Source organism: Paraburkholderia bryophila, from assembly GCF_013409255.1.
Classification (GTDB): Bacteria; Pseudomonadota; Gammaproteobacteria; order Burkholderiales; family Burkholderiaceae; genus Paraburkholderia.
In genome coordinates, this window is sequence record NZ_JACCAS010000002.1 from 88,193 (window position 1) to 106,043 (window position 17,851).

The following is a 17,851-nucleotide window of genomic DNA, read 5'->3' on the forward strand; positions in this document are numbered from 1 at the left end:
ATGGAATGCGCCTACGCCGGCACCGTCTCCGCCAGCGCCGCGCGCGACCACACGCGATGCTGTTCCGCCACCGCGATGAACGCCTTCAGTACGTCGGCAGCCTGTTTGTCGTCGCCGGTGGCGACACCGTCGGCATTGTCCGGCAACTGCGCGGCGGCGAGCACGTCACGCCCCGCGCCGAGCGCCGCGATCGCCTTCAGATGCTTGAACGCCTCGAGCACGAAATGCCGCGCGTCGCCCGATTGCGCGAGCCGCTTCGCGCCCTCCTCGCCGCCTGCCACGATGACTGCGTCGAACATGATCGACGGCAAGCCGGCGATCGTCGCGTCGGGCGCCATGCCGTCGATCGGTGCGAGCGTCGGGGCGATCAGCATGGGTGTTGCGCCTTCGTCCTGCAGCGCCTGCTGCAGTTTTTTGAGCGCTGCGCCGTCGGAACCGGGCGCGGCCAGCAACGCGATCTTGCGGGTCTTGATGCCGGGTTTCACCCGGTTCAGCAGACTCAATGCCGGGGAATCCTTGGGACCCGTCAGCTTCGCCGTACCCTTCTTAGGCGTGGGCAAGCCCAAACCTTCCGCGACGGTCGCCGCGAGCCCCGCGTCGAAGTTCGCGAGAATCTCGTTCACCACGCGCGCACGAATCTCGGGCTTGGTGACTTTGCCGAGTTCGAACTGATACGCGGCGGCAATGTGGTCCTTCTCGGGCTGCGACATGCTGTTGTAAAACAGCGCGGCCTGCGAAAAATGATCGGCGAACGATTCACTGCGCACGCGAATCTTGGTGCCCTCCACCCGCTCCTGATAACTTTCGAAACCACCGTCGCTCGGCGCCGGATCAGTTTCCTTCGGCCAGCCGCCACTTAACGAATTCGGTTCGTACGAAGCCTGCCCGACGTGGATCGTCTGGCGATGCATCGCGTCGCGCTGATTGTTGATGAACGGACACACCGGCCGGTTGATCGGAATCTCGTGAAAGTTGGGCCCACCTAGCCGGCTGATCTGCGTATCCGTGTACGAGAACAAGCGCCCCTGCAACAGCGGGTCGTTCGAGAAATCGATGCCCGGCACGACATGCCCCGGATGGAACGCCACCTGTTCCGTCTCGGCGAAAAAGTTATCCGGGTTGCGATTGAGCGTCATCTTGCCGACGATCTTCACGGGCACCATTTCTTCGGGAATCAGCTTGGTCGGATCGAGCAGATCGAAGTCGAAGTTGTGCTCGTCTTCTTCCTCGACGATCTGCACGCCGAGTTCGAACTCGGGGAAAGCACCACGCTCAATCGCTTCCCACAAATCCCGCCGATGAAAATCCGGGTCCTTGCCCGCGAGTTTCTGCGCTTCGTCCCACAGCAACGAGTACGAGCCCAGCACCGGCCGCCAGTGAAATTTGACGAAGCGGCTTTTGCCTTGCGCATTGACGAAGCGGAACGTGTGAATGCCGAAGCCTTCCATGGTGCGCAGGCTGCGCGGAATCGCGCGGTCCGACATGGTCCACAAGACCATATGCGCGGATTCGGGCACGAGCGACACGAAGTCCCAGAAGGTGTCGTGCGCGGAGCCGCCGGTCGGCATTTCATTCGGCGCTTCCGGCTTTACGGCGTGTACGAAGTCGGGAAACTTGATCGCGTCCTGAATGAAGAACACCGGCATGTTGTTGCCGACCAGATCGTAATTGCCTTCCTGCGTGTAGAACTTCACCGCGAAACCGCGCACGTCGCGCACCGTATCGGCGGAACCGCGCGGGCCTTGCACCGTGGAGAAACGCACGTACACCGGCGTCTGCACGCCGGGATCCTGCAGGAATGCGGCCTTGGTGAGCTCGCGCATCGACTCGTAGACCTGAAACACGCCGTGCGCGGCCGAGCCGCGCGCGTGCACGATGCGCTCCGGAATGCGTTCGTGGTCGAAGTGCGTGATCTTCTCACGCATGATGAAGTCTTCCAGCAACGACGGCCCGCGCGGACCCGCGCGCAGCGTGTTCTGATTGTCGGCGATCTTGACGCCCTGATTGGTTCTCAGCGCCTCGCCTTGCGGACTCGCTCGAAACTGTTCGAGGTCTTGCGATTTCGGATCGCTCGACGGCGCGTTTTTCGGTGCGGGCTTGTGCGTACTCGTTTTACCAGCCATGGGGATCTGCTCCTTGCGTTCGGGCGTGCCGGGGGGAATCCGGTCTCACGCATGGAGAGAAGGCAGCAAGCGATATTCCCGCGACCGAGCGTCGCGTTGGCGGGTGGACGAAGAACGCGGCGTACTTCGAGAAAATGGCGCTCGGTACGCCGCCGCGCCCTTCAGGTTGAAACGTGTAAAGACACCGCGTCAGAAGCGATAGTTGATCGAAATATCCGCGACGCCATTCGCTTTGCGGTGCGTGATCGGACTATTGCCCGCACTGCCCACCAGTTGTTCGAACGCGCCATCCGCGGTCGCGAACCAGTGCTTGTCGAACAGCCACACCGCGCTGATGCCGAAGCCCACCGACTTGAAGCCCGCGCTCGCGTGATATTGCGAGTACTGCGATTTCGCCGCCTGATTCTGATTCACGCCGAACCAGCTATTCATATACGTGGAGTCCGCCAGCGACACGTTCGGCCCGGCGAACCAGAAGAACTTCTTCGTGCTGCCCGGCATGGGCATATACGCGCCGAAGTCGCCGGTCCAACCGTTCGAGCCGCCGAAATAGCGCCGCACGTCAGCGCGCAGCACGAGCGGGAAATCTTTCGAGATCACGTATTCGCCGGCCAGTTTGACGCCCGGCGCCGCGTTGATATTGCCGAGGCCGTTAAGCTCCTGCGGATCGTCGTGAGCGCGTCGGCCGAGATCGTAGACGGCGGCCAGACTGGCGCGCCAGTTTTCTCCCTGCGCGAAATTGACCCCGAAGCCTTCACCGCTCGACAGGAAGAACAGGTCCTTGTAACGCACGTCGACGCTCGGGCCGCCCATTACGTGATAGCGATCCGAACCTTCGTAGCGCGGCTGGAACGAGGAGGCCAAACCGAGGCGCACTTGCCAGTCGGGGATAGTCGGCTGCCACATCTTCTGCAGCGGAATGCCGACCGAGTATTGCCATTCGTTCAATGGCGAAGGCGTTTGCGCCATCGCCGAGCCCGGCAGGAAGACAATGCCGCCGAGGGTCACGGCCACCAGAGACGTCGCCGCGATGCTTGTTTGTTTATTGCGGAGCTTGCCAATCCGCTTTCTACGGCTGTTCAACACCAGAAGCCTCCGATTCTCGCGTATCGCGAAGAGGGTTATGTTCTCGCCCGAGGTGCGCGGTGACCTGTGGACCTCAGGCGACCGCCGCGTTGCTACGAGCGGCATGTAATTTTTTCAGCTAACGACACGCACTATCCGGCAAGACGCGCTGCTCGATTGCATTAAGCCCTGTAAAACGGGCTTTTGTCCGAGCAAAGACGTGCGAAAGATTTGCCGACGGGAACGCTTGTGCAAATTGCGGGCCTGGCGTGTGGAGAGCCGCCTCAAGTGGGATGGGGGCAGGCAGGAAGCGATGGAGAGCGCGCGCAAAAAGACGTCCGGCGCCACCGTTGCGGCGCCGGACGGACAGGAAAGGTGCGTGAAGCTGCGTGAAGGTGCCCTACGTTACTGCGCCGCGTCCACGAGCACGGCTTTGTCGCGATAGAGATTCGGGAACAGCCGCTTCAGATTGGCGACCTTCGGCATATCGTTGATCGCGATATACGCGGAGTTCGGGTGCAAGGTCAGATAGTTCTGGTGATAGAACTCGGCCGGATAAAAGCCCTTGAACGCCTCCGTCCGGGTGACGATCGGCGCCGGATACGCATGGGCCTTGTCGAGTTGCGCGATATAGCTCTGCGCGACGCGCCGTTGCGTGTCGTTCAGCGGAAACACCGCCGAGCGGTATTGCGTGCCGCTGTCGGGCCCCTGCCGGTTCAACTCGGTCGGGTCCTGAATCACCGAGAAATACACCTGCAGCAACTGGCCATAGGTCACCTTGCTCGGGTCGAAGGTGACCTGCACCGATTCCGCATGGCCCGTCTCGCCGCCGCTGACCGTCTCGTACTGCGCAGTGTCGCGCTGACCGCCCGAGTAACCCGACACCGCCCGGGTGACGCCGCGCACGTGCTGGAACACGCCCTGCACGCCCCAGAAGCAGCCGCCCGCGAACACCGCGGTTTCCTCGTGCGCGGTGGCGGCCGAGATCGGTTCGTCGAGCGCGGGCGGCGCAATGACCACCGCCGTCTCCGACGAAAACGCCATTCGTTGCGCCAGCAACAAAGCCAGCGCGCCAAAGCCGACCGAGAGCGAAATGGCGGTCAGCCGCGAGCGCGCGGGTCGGCCTTTCGTGATGCGTGTCTCGAAGTTCATGATGTCCGTCCTGATCCGCTCAGCTCACACCGTTCGATGCGGGCGTAAAGGTCAACGCAAGACCGTTCATGCAATAGCGCAGACCGGTCGGTTTGGGGCCGTCGTCGAACACGTGGCCGAGGTGGCTGCCACAGCGACGGCACAGCACCTCGTCGCGCGTCATGCCGAATGACTTGTCCGTACGCGTGATGACCGCGCGGTCGAGCGGCTGGTAGAAGCTCGGCCAGCCGGTGCCGCTATCGAACTTGGTCTTCGATGAAAACAGCGGCAGCCTGCAGCCCGCGCAGCCGAACGTGCCGGCGTGGTGCTCGTCGTTCAGCGGGCTGCTGAACGGGCGCTCGGTGCCCGCATCGCGCAGGATCCGGTATTGCGCGTCGTTCAGCATCTTGTGCCATTCGGCGTCGCTGTGCGACACCTCGTAGGCCGCCGCCGCGCCGCTGTCCGCCGCGCGCGTCACGTTCCACATCGAAGCCGCGCCGCCGGCCAGCGACGCCGCGCCGATAAACCTGAAGAATGTCCGTCTGTTGCAAGTCATGATGTTCGCCCCGGAAAGTCCGTGCCGTTCACCCGTTGCAGCGCGGGTCGCGCCGTCCGCGAGTGGTCTCGATGCTTGGTCGTGCGAGATCGGGTTTTATGACAGCATGCTCGTCTTTTTTGTCAGGCGGCGCTTACAGCGGAAATTTCGTGGTCGAGAGAATTTCCTTCAGCACCATGAACGAGCGGATCTGCCGGACGCCCGGCAGATACAGCAACTGTTCCGCGTGCAGACGGTTGAAGCTGTCGCTGTCGCGCGTGCGGACCGTCATGAAATAGTCGAATTCGCCGGTCACGACGTGGCATTCCATGCAACCGGCCACCTTCTGCGCCGCTTTCTCGAACTCGGCGAAGGATTCCGGCGTGGACCGGTCCAGCACCACGCCGATGATCACCAGCATCCCCGCGCCCGCCGCCTTCGGGTCGATCAGCGCGACCACGCCACGGATCAGCCCCGACTCCTTGAGCCGCTCGACCCGCCGCAGGCAGGCCGGCGCGCTCAGCTTCACTTTGGCCGCGAGTGCGACGTTCGAAATCGACGCGTCGGTCTGCAACTGCCGCAGGATCGCGCGATCGATACGGTCGAGCGCTTGCAGGGGATCGGTCTGGACGGTAGCGGGGTCGACCGCTGTTGCAGTTCGACGAACTTTTGTTGTGCTCATAGGTTAATTGACAGATTTTTATTACGTTCAATTTTGATAGACCGTTTTAAAAGTAAGCCGAAGCCATTTATTTCGCAAGCTCATTTCTGACGGTTTTCCCTACCATGTGTTTCGACGCGCCGGGTTGCCGGCCGCCTCGACACCACCGACAACGGAGCTGCCATGAACCTGCAACGATTCCCTCGTTACCCGCTCACTTTCGGGCCGACGCCGATTCAGCCGCTCAAACGGCTGAGCGACCACCTCGGCGGCAAAGTGCATCTGTATGCGAAGCGCGAAGACTGCAACAGCGGTTTCGCGTTCGGCGGCAACAAGACGCGCAAGCTCGAATATCTGATTCCCGAAGCACTGGCGCAGGGATGCGACACGCTGGTGTCGATCGGCGGAATTCAGTCGAACCAGACGCGCCAGGTGGCGGCGGTCGCGGCACACCTCGGCATGAAGTGCGTGCTGGTGCAGGAGAACTGGGTCAACTATTCGGACGCCGTGTACGACCGCGTCGGCAACATCCAGATGTCGCGCATTCTCGGCGCGGACGTGCGTCTGGTTGCGGATGGCTTCGACATCGGCTTTCGCCAGAGCTGGGAGGACGCGCTCGAGAGCGTGCGCGCCGCCGGCGGCAAACCGTATGCGATTCCGGCCGGCTGCTCGGACCATCCGCTGGGCGGGCTCGGTTTCGTCGGTTTCGCCGAAGAAGTCCGGCAGCAGGAAGCCGAACTGGGTTTCAAGTTCGACTACATCGTGGTGTGCTCGGTGACGGGCAGCACGCAGGCCGGCATGATCGTGGGCTTCGCCGCCGACGGCCGCGCCGAGCGTGTGATCGGCATCGACGCCTCCGCGAAACCCGCGCAGACGCGCGAGCAGATCACCCGGATCGCGAAGCGGACCGCGGAACAGGTCGGCCTGGAACGCGACATTACCGCTGCGGACGTGGTACTCGACGAGCGTTTCGGCGGCCCGGAATACGGCCTGCCGAACGACGGGACGCTCGAGGCGATCCGCCTATGCGCGCGTCTGGAAGGCGTGCTGACCGATCCGGTGTATGAGGGTAAATCGATGCACGGCATGATCGAGATGGTCCGCAACGGCGAGTTTCCGGCCGGCTCGCGCGTGCTGTACGCGCACCTGGGCGGTGTGCCGGCGCTGAACGGCTACAGCTTTATCTTCCGCAACGGCTAGGCTCACGCCGCGAGGCGCTGGCGCAAATGCTCCCTCAGGAACTCGACGAACGTCCGGATCGCGGGGGAGCTTTGCCGATGCTGCGGATACACCGCATAAACGCTGGTCGCGGCGGGCAGGAATTCGTCGAGCACGGTGACCAGCAAACCGCTTTTGAGCGCGTCGGCGACGATAAAGTCCGGTAGCCGCACAATGCCGAGCCCGGCCACCGCCGCATCGCGAATCAGGTCGCCGTTATTGGCGCGCAGCGGCCCGTGTACCTCGACGCTTTTCAGCGCGCCGCCTACCTCGAACTCCCAGCTCACGGCCCCGCCGTGCCCGTAAAAGAGGCACGCGTGCCGCGCCAGATCGGCGGGCACGGCCGGCGCGCCACGGCGCCGTACATAGCCCGGACTGCAACACGCGACCAGCCGGATATCGGCCAGTTTCTGCGCGATCAGCGTGGAATCGGCCAGCGTGCCGATCCGGATCGCCATGTCGAAGCCTTCGCCGATTACGTCGACGGTACGGTCGCTCAGTTCCATGTCGAAGCGCACCTCGTCGTGCTCACGCAGAAACAGCGCCAGCAGCGGCGACAGATGCATCATGCCGAACGACATCGGCGCACTCACCCGCAAGAGCCCGCGCGGGCCGGCGCGCTGCCGCGACATGGCCTGCTCGGCGTCGTCGACTTCACCCAGAATGCGCGTAGCGCGCTCGTAAAACTCCTGACCGAGCTCGGTTACGGCCAGCTTGCGTGTATTGCGGATCAGCAATTGCACACCGAGCGTTTCCTCCAGCGCCATCACGCGGCGGCTCACGAACTGCTTCGACAGCGACAGACGGTGGGCCGCCGCCGTGAAGTTACGCGCGTCCACCGTGGCGACGAAAATCCGCATGTCGTCGAGCTGCATTTTATTGTCTACTCCATAGTGACAGTGTTTCCTATTTCACCGTGATTATAGCTATCCAGATTGACCTACACTCCTGTTCATGGATCGCGGACAAACATCTGGCCGGATCGCACAACCCAAGGAGAACAACAATGCTCGATATCAGACACGCCAATCAACGCGGCCGCGCGGAGCACGGCTGGCTTAGTTCGCGTCATACGTTTTCCTTTGCGAGCTACCACGATCCGAAGCAGAACGGCTTTTCGGACCTGCTCGTGATCAACGACGACCGTGTCGCGCCGGCTCAAGGTTTCGGCAAGCACCCGCACCGCGACATGGAGATCTTTTCGTACGTGCTGGAAGGCGCGCTGGAACACAAGGACACGATGGGCACCGGTTCGGTGATCGTGCCCGGCGACATCCAGTTGATGAGCGCGGGAACCGGCGTCGCGCACAGCGAATACAACCATTCGAAGACCGATCCGGTGCACTTCATGCAGATCTGGATCGCTCCGTCGAAGAACGGTGCGGCGCCGCGTTACCAGCAACGCCACTTCAGCGCGGAAGATAAGCGCGGGGTGTTGCGGCTCGTGATGTCGCCGGATGGCGCAGACGGTTCGCTGGAGTTGCAGCAGGATGCGCGGGTCTATGCCGGTTTGTTCGACGGCGACGAAACGGCAAAGCTCGAGTTGGGCAGCGAGCGTTATGCGTATGTTCACGTGGCGCGCGGCAGCGTGACGGTGAACGGTGTCGAGTTCAGCGAAGGCGATGGTGCGCGAGTGCGCGATGAAAAGTCGCTGACCTTCACGCAAGGTCACGATGCCGAAGTGCTGGTGTTCGATTTGCGGAACATCGAAACGTCGGCGTTGTGGGCTTGAGCTGGTTCGCTTTTTGTTAATGACGGTTTCGAATCACGCCGCCGCTCCATGAATCGGAGCTGGCCGGCGTGATCCCGCCGTTCATATCACCACGCCCACCGCACTCCCACGTTGCCCGCAACCGTACGTTGATGCTCACCACCGAGGTTGGCGGTGTAGCTGACCGTGGCGAACGCGCTACCCTGCTTTGTCAGTTTCGCGACAAGGCCCGCACCGACCTGTCCATTCGTCTGTCCGACCGAAGTACCGATCGGCGTCACGCCGGCGAAGGTCGTGGTGTCGCTGGCGCCGAACGAGCGCAGCAGGTTCAGCCGCAGGTACGGTTGCCACGTCTTGCCGGCTGCGTCGTACGCGCCGGTGAGTCTGACGCCGATCCGGCCGACGAACGTGTTACCGCTGTTGAACGCCACGTTCGACACGCCGTCGTTGAAGTCGTTGATCGACAGATGCTGCCAGATCAACTGGGCTTGCGGTTCCAGCGTCAGTCCGTAGCCGATCGCAAACGGCAGACCGCCTTCGATCGAACCCGTCAACGCGTTGCCATGCGTCGACGTGCTGATGCCGTCGCTCGACGAAGGGTCGATGACGAGCGAACTGGCCATCACCACCGCGTCGGTATACCAGCCGCTCGGGCCGACGTGGGTCCAGTAGCCGCCCAGGCTGTACGCGTTGATGGCGAGGTGGCCGACGTCGGCGTTCGGCACGCCGACCGCGAACCCGCTGACGTCGCCGGTCGCACGTGCGAAGCCGACGAAAAAGCCGTAATGGTTGCGCTGGCCGCTGGCAGTCGTGTTCGCGTAGACATCCTGACCGGCTTGCATGCCGACGACCGAGCCGTCGAATGCCGGGTTCACTTCACCGCCCTGTGAAAGCACGCTGTGTCCACCCCATACGCGCCCCCATGCGGCCGGCAGATTGCCGTTTTCCGTGAGCAACGACTGCTCGCCCTGGCGATCATGGAAGTTGTCGACCTGCAACATGCCGAGCTCGCGGGCGACGCTGGGCATCTCCGCGTAAAGCGATACTTCGGGCCGATACAAAGGCGTCGGATTGGTTCCTGCGGTGGGCAGCGATGGCGTGCCGTCTGCCGCTGTCGGCAGCGGCGGCGACGTCGTCAAGCGTTGCTGCGGTGGCGGCGTCGGCGTTGGCGTTGGCGTCGGCGTTGGCGTTGGCGTTGGCGTTGGCGTTGGCGTTGGCGTTGGCGTTGGCGTCGGCGTCGGCGTCGGCGTCGGCGTCGGCGTCGGCGTCGGCGTCGGCGTCGGCGTCGGCGTCGGCGTCGGCGTCGGCGTCGGCGTCGGCGTCGGTGCAACCGTATTTCGCAGATACCAGTCCTGCGACGTGCCGGCCGTCACGCCGCCCTGCGCCAGATAGTATTCGTAAGCGCCGGCCTTGATGGTGCCGCCGGCGAGCGTAAAGGCGCCCGCGCTGGTTGTCGCGCCATTGATCGCCTGCACGACCTGAATGCCATTCGATACAGTGACGCCGCCTGGGCCACCCACGTTGGTCACCTGCAACGATGTCGCCCCGGTGGCGCTGCCGCCGTTCACGATCAGCTTGTCCGAGGGCGCGTTGTCGCTCGCCAGGTAGGTATTCAAACCGATGGTCGCGTTCTTGCCGACATAGCTGCCGACGGTCAACGTATTGCCGGCCGTCTGGCCACCGCCGATCTGCGCGATACCCGCATTGACCAGCTGTCCGTTGATCGTGAAGTTGCCGTTCGGTCCGCCGGCAAACTGCGAGAACGCATTCGCGACGCTGATCGTGCCGTTGTTCGTCACGTCGCCGGTCACGCTGCCGTAGCCGCCGAGCGTCGCGCCCGACGCAACCGAAACCGGACCGCCGCCCGCGATCGATGCGCCAGGATTGGACGCATCGCCGACACCCAGTGCGCCCGCGCTGACGGTAGTGCCGCCGCTGTAGGTATTCGCCCCGTCCAGCACCAGCGTGCCCGCGCCGAGCTTCGTCAACGCGCCGACGCCGGTAATGTTTTGCGTAATGGTCGACTGGAAGCCCTGCGTGTCGATCGTGCCGCCGCCGGATTCGATCGCTATCGGCCGCGTGCCGGCCAGATTGAAACTGCTACCCAGTTGGAGCGTGCCGCCGTTGAAGGTCACGCCACCCGTCGACGCACCGATCGCGCTGTCGGCGGCGATGGACAGCACGCCCTGGTTCAGCACCGTGCCGCCCGAGTACGTATTGCCGCCCGTCGCGCTGGGTGCGAGTGTCAGTGTGCCCGCGCCGTCTTTCTCGACGGCGCCGCTGCCCGATATAAGACCCGCATAGGTGCCGTCGACGTTTTGCGTGAACTGAACCAGGCCATTGTCCGTGACCAGCGGCGGCAGACTCTGCGCCGGCGCCTGCAGCGTGCCCGCAGCATCGACGGTCATCGTGCCCGTGTACCCCGAGTTGTTGCCGGTCAGCGCGAGAATGCCCTGCTGGACTTCAGCGGTATTCACGCCGGAAAGCGCGCCCGTCAGCGTCCATGTCCCGCTATCCTGCTTGATCAGCGTCTGAAAGTTCGCGATATCGCCAGGTAACGTGCCGGTGCCCGTGCCGTTGAGCGTGAGCACGTTATTGCCGCCGCCGCCATCGAAATTGCCGGTGATCACCGACCCCGTGTAGAGATGCAGCGTATCGTCGCCGCCCGCGAAAACCAGATTACCGATCACCAGGCCGCGGTTGGTAAAGTCGACCGCACCATTGCCGTACGCGCCGATCACGTTGGCCGGCGCCTCGATCACGCCAGTGGCGTTGTTAATAACGGTGTTCAGTCCCGTGAGATTCTGGAAATAGATAGCCGCTGAGTTGGTGCCCTGAATGGTGCCGTTATTGATGATCGTATTGCCAGTACCTTGGGGGTTCACCGCCTCTGCATCGGTTTCCTTGCCCGTCGAAATGACAGTGGCCCCCGCCTGTACGAGCAGCATGCCGTTATTGTTGAACTCGATGGTATTGGAACCGGTGTCGTATAACCCCGTGCCACCGGTCTTCGCCTTGTTCTGCACCAGCGCGCCTGAGTTCACCGTGATGTTGGCGTTATCCCCCAGCGAGATCGCCGGCGCATCGCCCAGCACCATCTGCGCATTGGGTTGAACTACCACGGTATACCCCGAAGCCGTCGACGCGCCGGTGCCGACCGTCGACGTCCACGGCGATGGCGCGGTCGTGTCGCAGGTCGTGGTAATGCCGCTCGTCACGCAATTGGCAAAAACGGGTAATGGCAGGAATGCAAGATTGGCCACGACCGCCGCGCATGCGGTTCTGATGCCGGGATTGATACGTCTTCCGCCAATTTCAAACAGAGGCGAATGGGAAACACCGGCAGCCGCCGCAATACGCTTCACGACGTTGCGGCCTTTTCCCCGCGTCATTGAATTTTCGGCCACGGCAACATAGCTGCCCAACGCGCCATTCCAGATCGATTTAAAACTCTTGTTCATATCACTTCTCCTTGCAATGGACGTAGTGGGTCGCGGGTCTTCCTCCCAGCCGGATTTGCCAGGACTTTGGTTTCGATTCCACATCAGGCATAAGCAACGAGCCATTGCGAGAAATGGCGGATTACGTTTGCGGGAAATGTAAGCGGGGGGATGATCGAAGCGACTGTCCAATGAGGAAAGCGCCGTTGCGTCATCAATTTTTTTAGAGATGACGAATGCTACGCTTTGCGAACTTTTTTAAATGTGAAGCAGTGAAAAATTCGAGAGATCAAATGTCATGCTTTGTGAACGAAAAATGCCATTCAATCAGGTTCAGGATTTATCACAGAAGTCCGATTGACAGAACCTGATGGGCGGACGAAACCCGGATTCGGATCAGGCGGAAACGCGTAATGCCTGGCCTCGCTTTACCGCGTCGAGTTCTCTTGCCGCGCGGCCATCGTCGCCGACGAGACGGCGCGGCACGACGATGCCATTCCATTCTCCATTACGCCCTCTACGGCCATTCAGGCGAACCTGCATGGCAACGCCCAGGATATCGAGTACCAGCACGCAAGCCGACAGCGTCTCGCCGAGCGCCTGAATCCGCTCGATGCATTGCGCGCCGAGTGGGACAACAACATTTGAATTTCCGTACACGTCGAGAATTTCAATGGCCATGCTCTCGCGACATAGCCGCCACATTGGATTGGCGGCGCCGAATCGGTAGAGAAAGACCGTTTCGATCTCTTCAGCGGACACGGTTTCTGAGCAGGATGGGCAGTCCGGTATAACGGGCAAGCACAGGGTAGTCTTCACGTTGAGATACTCGCTTTGTCAATGCCGTCTTCGCCGATCGAAAGGCAGTTGTCGGTGTTCAAAATTCAATGGGTTCAAACAGGCTAGCACCGAACCCCGAACATGACTTTTAACGATTGTGACGCCACACCTGCCGCGAATTGCTCGCCCTCGTCTTATCGGGTAAACGGCAACAGGAATGGACCGAATGACAGTCGCGAACGCACGCAATCAATGCGACGCCTGACGCTTCCCCCCACGCTCCGATCGCAATGCAACCTCTCTAAACGGGATTCGATAACAAGTCATCCAATGGTCTCTTTTCGGGGGAAATACGGCTTTATCCGCAGCTACCCTACTCTTCTCTTTTTTTGACAATGTTTGACGATATCGAATTCGACCCGATGATAAGGTCGTTCGAGAAAATATCGTGCCGTATGTTGCGTGCACGCGCCCATTGCCGATGAGCCACACCAATATGGCAAACAGAAGAAAGATAGCGGATCGTTCCTTTGCGAATCACACGAAGCGCGCTCAAACAAAAGCGATGCTTCTGCCAATGAACGTAGTCATGGCCAGGCAAGTTTCGCTTGAGAACCATCTCTCGCTCGAAACGTTGCGCTCCGGGGTTGCTGGGGAACACCAGTTCAACGGCATCTGTCAGGCTTATTGCATTGCGCGCTTTCTGCACGAAGCGGGATATGGAGGTTCCCGGGACAACCTGTTCGAAGAGGCCGAAAGAGTACTGCTTCATTGTCGCGCCACGGCCGACAAAACAGGCGACTGGTGGTTCGATGACGAGGCCTGTCGCATCCTCGCGGAAATCGTGACGCTGCACGATGCGCAATGCGCCGTCGCACCTGTCCATGCTTTGATCTGCGCGAACGAGCGCCTGAAAACCCGGTAGCGTCGTGGGACGCCGCGGCAGCGCGCGGCTCTTGCTCCATAGACTTCAGAACGCAACATTAAGACTTGCCCATGACAGTTGTCGTCAGGAAATCACCAGCAAAAAAAACGTCACCGCCAAACGAGCGCATGGGCGCCGAACAGGTCGAAGCGCTGTTCGGCTCAGTGACCGTCACCGTCCTTGCCGGGATGCTTCTCGCGCTCACGCTGATTTACTCGATTCAACGTCTGGGCTACCTGAACCTTGCGACGGGGATTGGCTGGATTGCCTATATCGGCATCTGTACAGCCAGTCATATTCTGCTTTCGTGGTGCTATGGACACTCCGCGACGTCCCACAGCCGCTGGCGATTCTGGGCCATGTGGTTCACCGCGATCAGTCTTGCCGAAGGCATCGGCTGGGGCTGGGCAACGCTCGGGCTGGCAACCCGCGGCGGTTTTGAAATCGCGAGCCTGACGGTCATCGCGACGCTCGGTCTTGCGGCAGGTTCAATCCCCACCTATAGCCCTTACCTCCCTGCGTTTCTCGCGCTGTTCCTGCCCGCGATGACGCCCTTCACGCTTGCCAGCCTGAAATCGGCTAACGACTTGCAACGCGTCGCCGGTCCGCTGGCCATGCTCTTTGCCTGCGTGATTGGCGTGCTGGGGTTGCTGGCAAACCGCGCATACAAGCAACGCATCGTGCTGAAGATCAGAACCGAGGAACTGGCGGCGGACCTGAAGCGCCAGCGGGTCATTGCCGAAAAAGCGAGCCGCGCGAAATCCAGCTTTCTCGCCGCGGCCAGTCACGACCTGAGACAGCCCGTGCACGCGTTGGGCCTGTTCGTGGGTGCGCTCCGGCAGATACCGTTACCGGACAATGCGGAGCGTCTGGTCGAGCAAATCGACACCTCCACCACCGCGATGGACAGTCTGTTCGACGCGTTGCTCGATATCTCGCGGCTCGATGCCGGCGTCATCGCGGTGAATCGACGACCGTTTGCAATCGGTTCGATTCTCGCTCGCGTCTGTCTCGACTACGCGAGCGAGGCCTTGGCGAAAGGCATCACGCTGCGCTACGTGCCCTGCAACGCGATCGTCGATTCCGACCCGACGCTGATCGAACGTATCGCCCGCAATCTGGTGGCCAATGCCGTGCGCTACACGGATTCTGGACGAATCGTCGTGGGCTGCCGGCGCAGAAACGCCCACGTCGCGTTGCAAGTCTGGGATACCGGTCGCGGGATTCCTCGTGACAAACATGAACGCGTGTTCCAGGAGTACTACCAGCTCGGCAATCCCGAACGGGATCGGGAAAAGGGGCTCGGACTTGGCCTCGCGATCGTGCGCCGCCTGACGGATCTTCTGGGATGCGAAATGGCATTGCGCTCCGAGCCGGGTCGGGGGTCGTGTTTCGAAGTGTCGATCACGCTGTCGGACGGCACCACGAGTGCGCTCGACATCGCGGTCGAGGAACCGGGTGCGAGCCTGACAACCGGACTGGTGGTGGTCGTCGACGACGAGCGGGAGATTCGCGCGGGCATGTCCAGCCTGCTGACCGGATGGGGCTACGAGGTCGTCGTGGCCAGTTCCGCCGACGAGGCGGTCCTGCTTCTTTCCGCCATTACCGTTCGGCCGGCCCTGCTGATTTGCGACTTGCGTCTTCCCGACGGCGAAAGCGGTATCGACGCGATCAACCGGCTGCGTGCGGAATACAACGAGAACATTCCCGCCATGCTGATTACGGGCGACATGGGTGCGGGGCGTCTGATGGGTGCTAGAACAAGTGGCTTCGTGCTGCTCTACAAGCCGGTGCCCAACGGCAAATTGAGAGCGGCGATTACCAATCTCATTTCCAGCGAAACGGCCGCACAGCTTTCGCGCGACTAGATCAGCCCGGCCTTACGGCCGGCCGCTGCTGCCTGTGTGCGGTTGACCACTTTCAGAACCTTGAAGATCGCAGTGATATGCGCCTTGACCGTTTTTTCCGACAGACCCAGTTCGCTGGCGATTGTCTTGTTGGGCCGGCCGATGCTGACGAGCCGCAAGACCTCGATCTGCCGATGAGTCAAAAACATGCCGCCTTCGCCTTGCTGGCTGAGCGTTGCCGCCCGTGCCTCCGCGCCCGCGTCGAGCATGAGCGTCGGCACATAGAGATCGCCGTTGAGCACGAGTTTGATGGCGGAAAGCAACGCGTACCGACTGGACGATTTGGGCACATAACCCAGCGCGCCGTGAGCGAATGCCTCGCGTGCATCATGAGGATCTTCGGATGACGAAAGTATGATGACCGGCAGCTCCGGGCGGATTTTCACGAACTCCGCCAGCGCCTGCAAGCCGCTCATGTCGGGCAACCTCAAATCAAGCACCACGACGTCGAGATCGTCGTGCGCATTGATGATTTCCATTGCCTCAGCGCCGCTGCCGGCCTGCAGCACAGCGATATCCGCGTCGTCCTGCACGAGCAACGCGGAAATTCCATCCCTAAGGACCGGATGATCGTCGATGACTAATATTTTCATAGGGACGACTATGACGCGAAAACCTCGTTGACGGCAAGGGGCCAGTAGGCTAAGAGGGGGGTCCTATGGTCTTAAGACGTCTGCAGACTTTAGTCTCATCCGGCGACGCCGGCCATACGCAAAAAAATCCACAAATACAGTGCCTAAGTCTAGTTGTATTTGATGAAAAAACAACTTCAACACCGGTGAGGGTCAGCGGCTATTAGCAAGGAATCTCGAATTTGAGACTTCGCATTGCCAAAGCAATGGCGGAAAACCATGACGCGAGGAGCGGCACAAAGCGTACGGTCCCTGCGCGGCCCCACGGAACATAGGACGTCCCGGGACCTAGGTCCAATTTACCGATAGCTTTTTATCGTGGATGCTTGGCCACAAGTGCCGCGCGAAACGCCTTTTCCCAGTCATTTGTTGAATTATTTTTCAATAAAAAATGGCCGGTCGGCTCAGCCGGAAAGCATCTGACGCAGTGGTCGCTTGAGAAGCAGTTTTATTGTCACATTCAACATAGTTATCAGGGGGAATTGTCATGAACCATGACCATAAATTCAGTCTTCTCAATGCGCCGGAAATCGACCTCGGTTGCCTGCAACTATTCAATGAACTCTGCAATCAGAAAGCCCTGCTTCCATTGACCTATCTATTACACACCTGGCCGATAACGGGTTTTTCCGATGCCGCACTGCAACGTCTTTACAAGACACTGGAATCGCTTGTCACCTTATCCGACAGCGACCTTACGCCATGGAGTCGCGAGCTTTGCAGGCAGCTTATTTCCAATCTCGAACTTCGCCTGTCTCCCAACCCGTCTTATTCCCAACAGATGGCGCGGTGACCACCCCAATGTTCCGCCGGTCCCCTGTGAGAGGGAATCCCGATGCCCGCTTCGACGTGCCTCAGTTCCCCGGCATCGAGTGCGTGATTAGCTGCAGTCAAAGACGTGTTAGCTCGGTTCGGATAAAAACCGAGGAGCGGAGGTACGCATGAGAATTGCCATTCTCGAAGCCGATGTCGATCAGGCCAATCGACTGAACGAGGCGCTGACGACATCCGGCCACATCTGCCATTTCTTCGCGGCGGGCGACCAACTGGTTAGACGGTTGCGCCGGGAGACCTTTGACCTGCTGATCCTCGAATGGGTGGTGCCCGGCATGTCGGGCGAAGAGGTCCTGCGATGGTTACGGCAAAACGTGACGAAGTGGCTGCCGGTCCTGTTCGTCACCAGCCGCAGCCGTGAGAGCGACATCGTATCGATCTTGAACATGGGGGCGGACGACTATCTCGTCAAACCGGTGGCGATGCCGATACTGAGCGCACGCGTCGAAACACTGCTCCGGCGAGCTTATGCCGTGAGCCCGGCCACGACCAAAGCCATGTTCGGAGAGATCGAGTTCAATCTGGAATTGCAGCAGGTTCACGTGAACGGTAAAAACAGACCGGTCACCCAAAAGGAATTTGCCCTCGCGCTTCTGCTGTTCCGCAACATCGGTCAGCCGGTTTCGCGCGCGCACATCAGCGAAGCGGTCTGGAGCCAGACCAACGACATCCCGTCGCGTACGATGGACACTCACGTCACCCGCGTCCGCTCCAAACTCGGGCTACGCCCGAACAGCGGATATCGGCTCTCCTGCCTGTACGGCTACGGCTACAGGCTCGACGCAATCAAGGAAGAAATAATCATGGAACCGTTGTCGTCATAGTGAACGTCGAGGCTGTCGGGCCGGTGTAGCCCCCAAGATCGTGCCCGCAGCGAATCGCTCGCCTC

Annotated in this window: 15 protein-coding genes; 6 read left to right on the top strand and 9 right to left on the bottom strand. The window is 61.0% G+C overall.

Annotated elements, in window-relative coordinates; genetic code table 11:
• Nucleotides 1-11: 11 nt before the first annotated feature.
• The 5 genes from katE to GGD40_RS21785 all read right to left on the bottom strand — a co-directional run bounded on the left by katE (nt 12) and on the right by GGD40_RS21785 (nt 5,536).
• A complete protein-coding gene (gene katE / locus GGD40_RS21765; RefSeq protein ID WP_179745046.1) occupies nt 12-2,123 on the bottom strand; it encodes a catalase HPII in 2,112 nt (703 codons plus the stop codon).
• Nucleotides 2,124-2,312: 189 nt separating this feature from the next.
• Nucleotides 2,313-3,209, bottom strand: a complete 897-nt coding sequence (locus GGD40_RS21770; RefSeq protein WP_179713122.1) for a MipA/OmpV family protein — start codon at nt 3,207-3,209, stop codon at nt 2,313-2,315.
• Between the two features lie 384 nt (nt 3,210-3,593).
• Nucleotides 3,594-4,340, bottom strand: a complete 747-nt coding sequence (msrA, locus tag GGD40_RS21775; RefSeq protein WP_179745047.1) for a peptide-methionine (S)-S-oxide reductase MsrA — start codon at nt 4,338-4,340, stop codon at nt 3,594-3,596.
• Between the two features lie 19 nt (nt 4,341-4,359).
• Nucleotides 4,360-4,875, bottom strand: coding sequence for a peptide-methionine (R)-S-oxide reductase MsrB (gene msrB / locus GGD40_RS21780; protein ID WP_179713118.1), 516 nt, complete (start codon nt 4,873-4,875; stop codon nt 4,360-4,362).
• 133 nt (nt 4,876-5,008) lie between these two features.
• A complete protein-coding gene (locus GGD40_RS21785; RefSeq protein WP_179713116.1) occupies nt 5,009-5,536 on the bottom strand; it encodes an Lrp/AsnC family transcriptional regulator in 528 nt (175 codons plus the stop codon).
• 162 nt (nt 5,537-5,698) lie between these two features.
• Here GGD40_RS21785 and GGD40_RS21790 point away from each other — a divergent pair, with 162 nt between their 5' ends.
• Nucleotides 5,699-6,715, top strand: a complete 1,017-nt coding sequence (locus GGD40_RS21790; protein ID WP_179713113.1) for a 1-aminocyclopropane-1-carboxylate deaminase — start codon at nt 5,699-5,701, stop codon at nt 6,713-6,715.
• Nucleotides 6,716-6,717: 2 nt separating this feature from the next.
• Here the strand turns inward: GGD40_RS21790 and GGD40_RS21795 are convergent, their stop codons facing one another.
• Nucleotides 6,718-7,608 carry a LysR family transcriptional regulator gene (locus GGD40_RS21795; protein ID WP_179745048.1) on the bottom strand — a complete coding sequence of 297 codons (891 nt, stop codon included), beginning with the start codon at nt 7,606-7,608 and terminating at the stop codon, nt 6,718-6,720.
• A gap of 131 nt (nt 7,609-7,739) precedes the next feature.
• Between GGD40_RS21795 and GGD40_RS21800 the strand changes: the two genes are divergently transcribed.
• Nucleotides 7,740-8,465, top strand: a complete 726-nt coding sequence (locus GGD40_RS21800; protein WP_179745049.1) for a pirin family protein — start codon at nt 7,740-7,742, stop codon at nt 8,463-8,465.
• A gap of 86 nt (nt 8,466-8,551) precedes the next feature.
• Here the strand turns inward: GGD40_RS21800 and GGD40_RS21805 are convergent, their stop codons facing one another.
• Together GGD40_RS21805 and GGD40_RS21815 are read right to left on the bottom strand one after the other, a co-directional pair.
• A complete protein-coding gene (locus tag GGD40_RS21805) occupies nt 8,552-11,905 on the bottom strand; it encodes an autotransporter outer membrane beta-barrel domain-containing protein (protein ID WP_179745050.1) in 3,354 nt (1,117 codons plus the stop codon).
• A gap of 375 nt (nt 11,906-12,280) precedes the next feature.
• Entirely contained in the window at nt 12,281-12,703 is a 423-nt protein-coding gene (locus GGD40_RS21815; RefSeq protein WP_179745051.1) for a hypothetical protein, read from the bottom strand.
• 442 nt (nt 12,704-13,145) lie between these two features.
• Between GGD40_RS21815 and GGD40_RS21820 the strand changes: the two genes are divergently transcribed.
• Both GGD40_RS21820 and GGD40_RS21825 read left to right on the top strand, forming a co-directional pair.
• Nucleotides 13,146-13,589, top strand: a complete 444-nt coding sequence (locus GGD40_RS21820; protein WP_179745052.1) for a Fis family transcriptional regulator — start codon at nt 13,146-13,148, stop codon at nt 13,587-13,589.
• A gap of 128 nt (nt 13,590-13,717) precedes the next feature.
• Nucleotides 13,718-15,457: an ATP-binding response regulator gene (locus tag GGD40_RS21825; RefSeq protein ID WP_179745053.1), complete on the top strand. Its 1,740-nt coding sequence runs from the start codon at nt 13,718-13,720 to the stop codon at nt 15,455-15,457.
• Here GGD40_RS21825 and GGD40_RS21830 read toward each other — a convergent pair.
• On the bottom strand, nt 15,454-16,089 hold the full coding sequence (locus GGD40_RS21830; protein ID WP_179713103.1) for a response regulator: 636 nt from the start codon (nt 16,087-16,089) through the stop codon (nt 15,454-15,456). The genes GGD40_RS21825 and GGD40_RS21830 overlap by 4 nt on opposite strands.
• Before the next feature lie 526 nt (nt 16,090-16,615).
• On the opposite strand from GGD40_RS21830, the gene GGD40_RS21835 reads away from it, so the two are divergent.
• Both GGD40_RS21835 and GGD40_RS21840 read left to right on the top strand, forming a co-directional pair.
• A complete protein-coding gene (locus GGD40_RS21835; RefSeq protein ID WP_179713101.1) occupies nt 16,616-16,921 on the top strand; it encodes a hypothetical protein in 306 nt (101 codons plus the stop codon).
• Between the two features lie 148 nt (nt 16,922-17,069).
• Nucleotides 17,070-17,786: a response regulator transcription factor gene (locus GGD40_RS21840; protein ID WP_179745054.1), complete on the top strand. Its 717-nt coding sequence runs from the start codon at nt 17,070-17,072 to the stop codon at nt 17,784-17,786.
• The last annotated feature ends 65 nt before the right edge of the window (nt 17,787-17,851 follow it).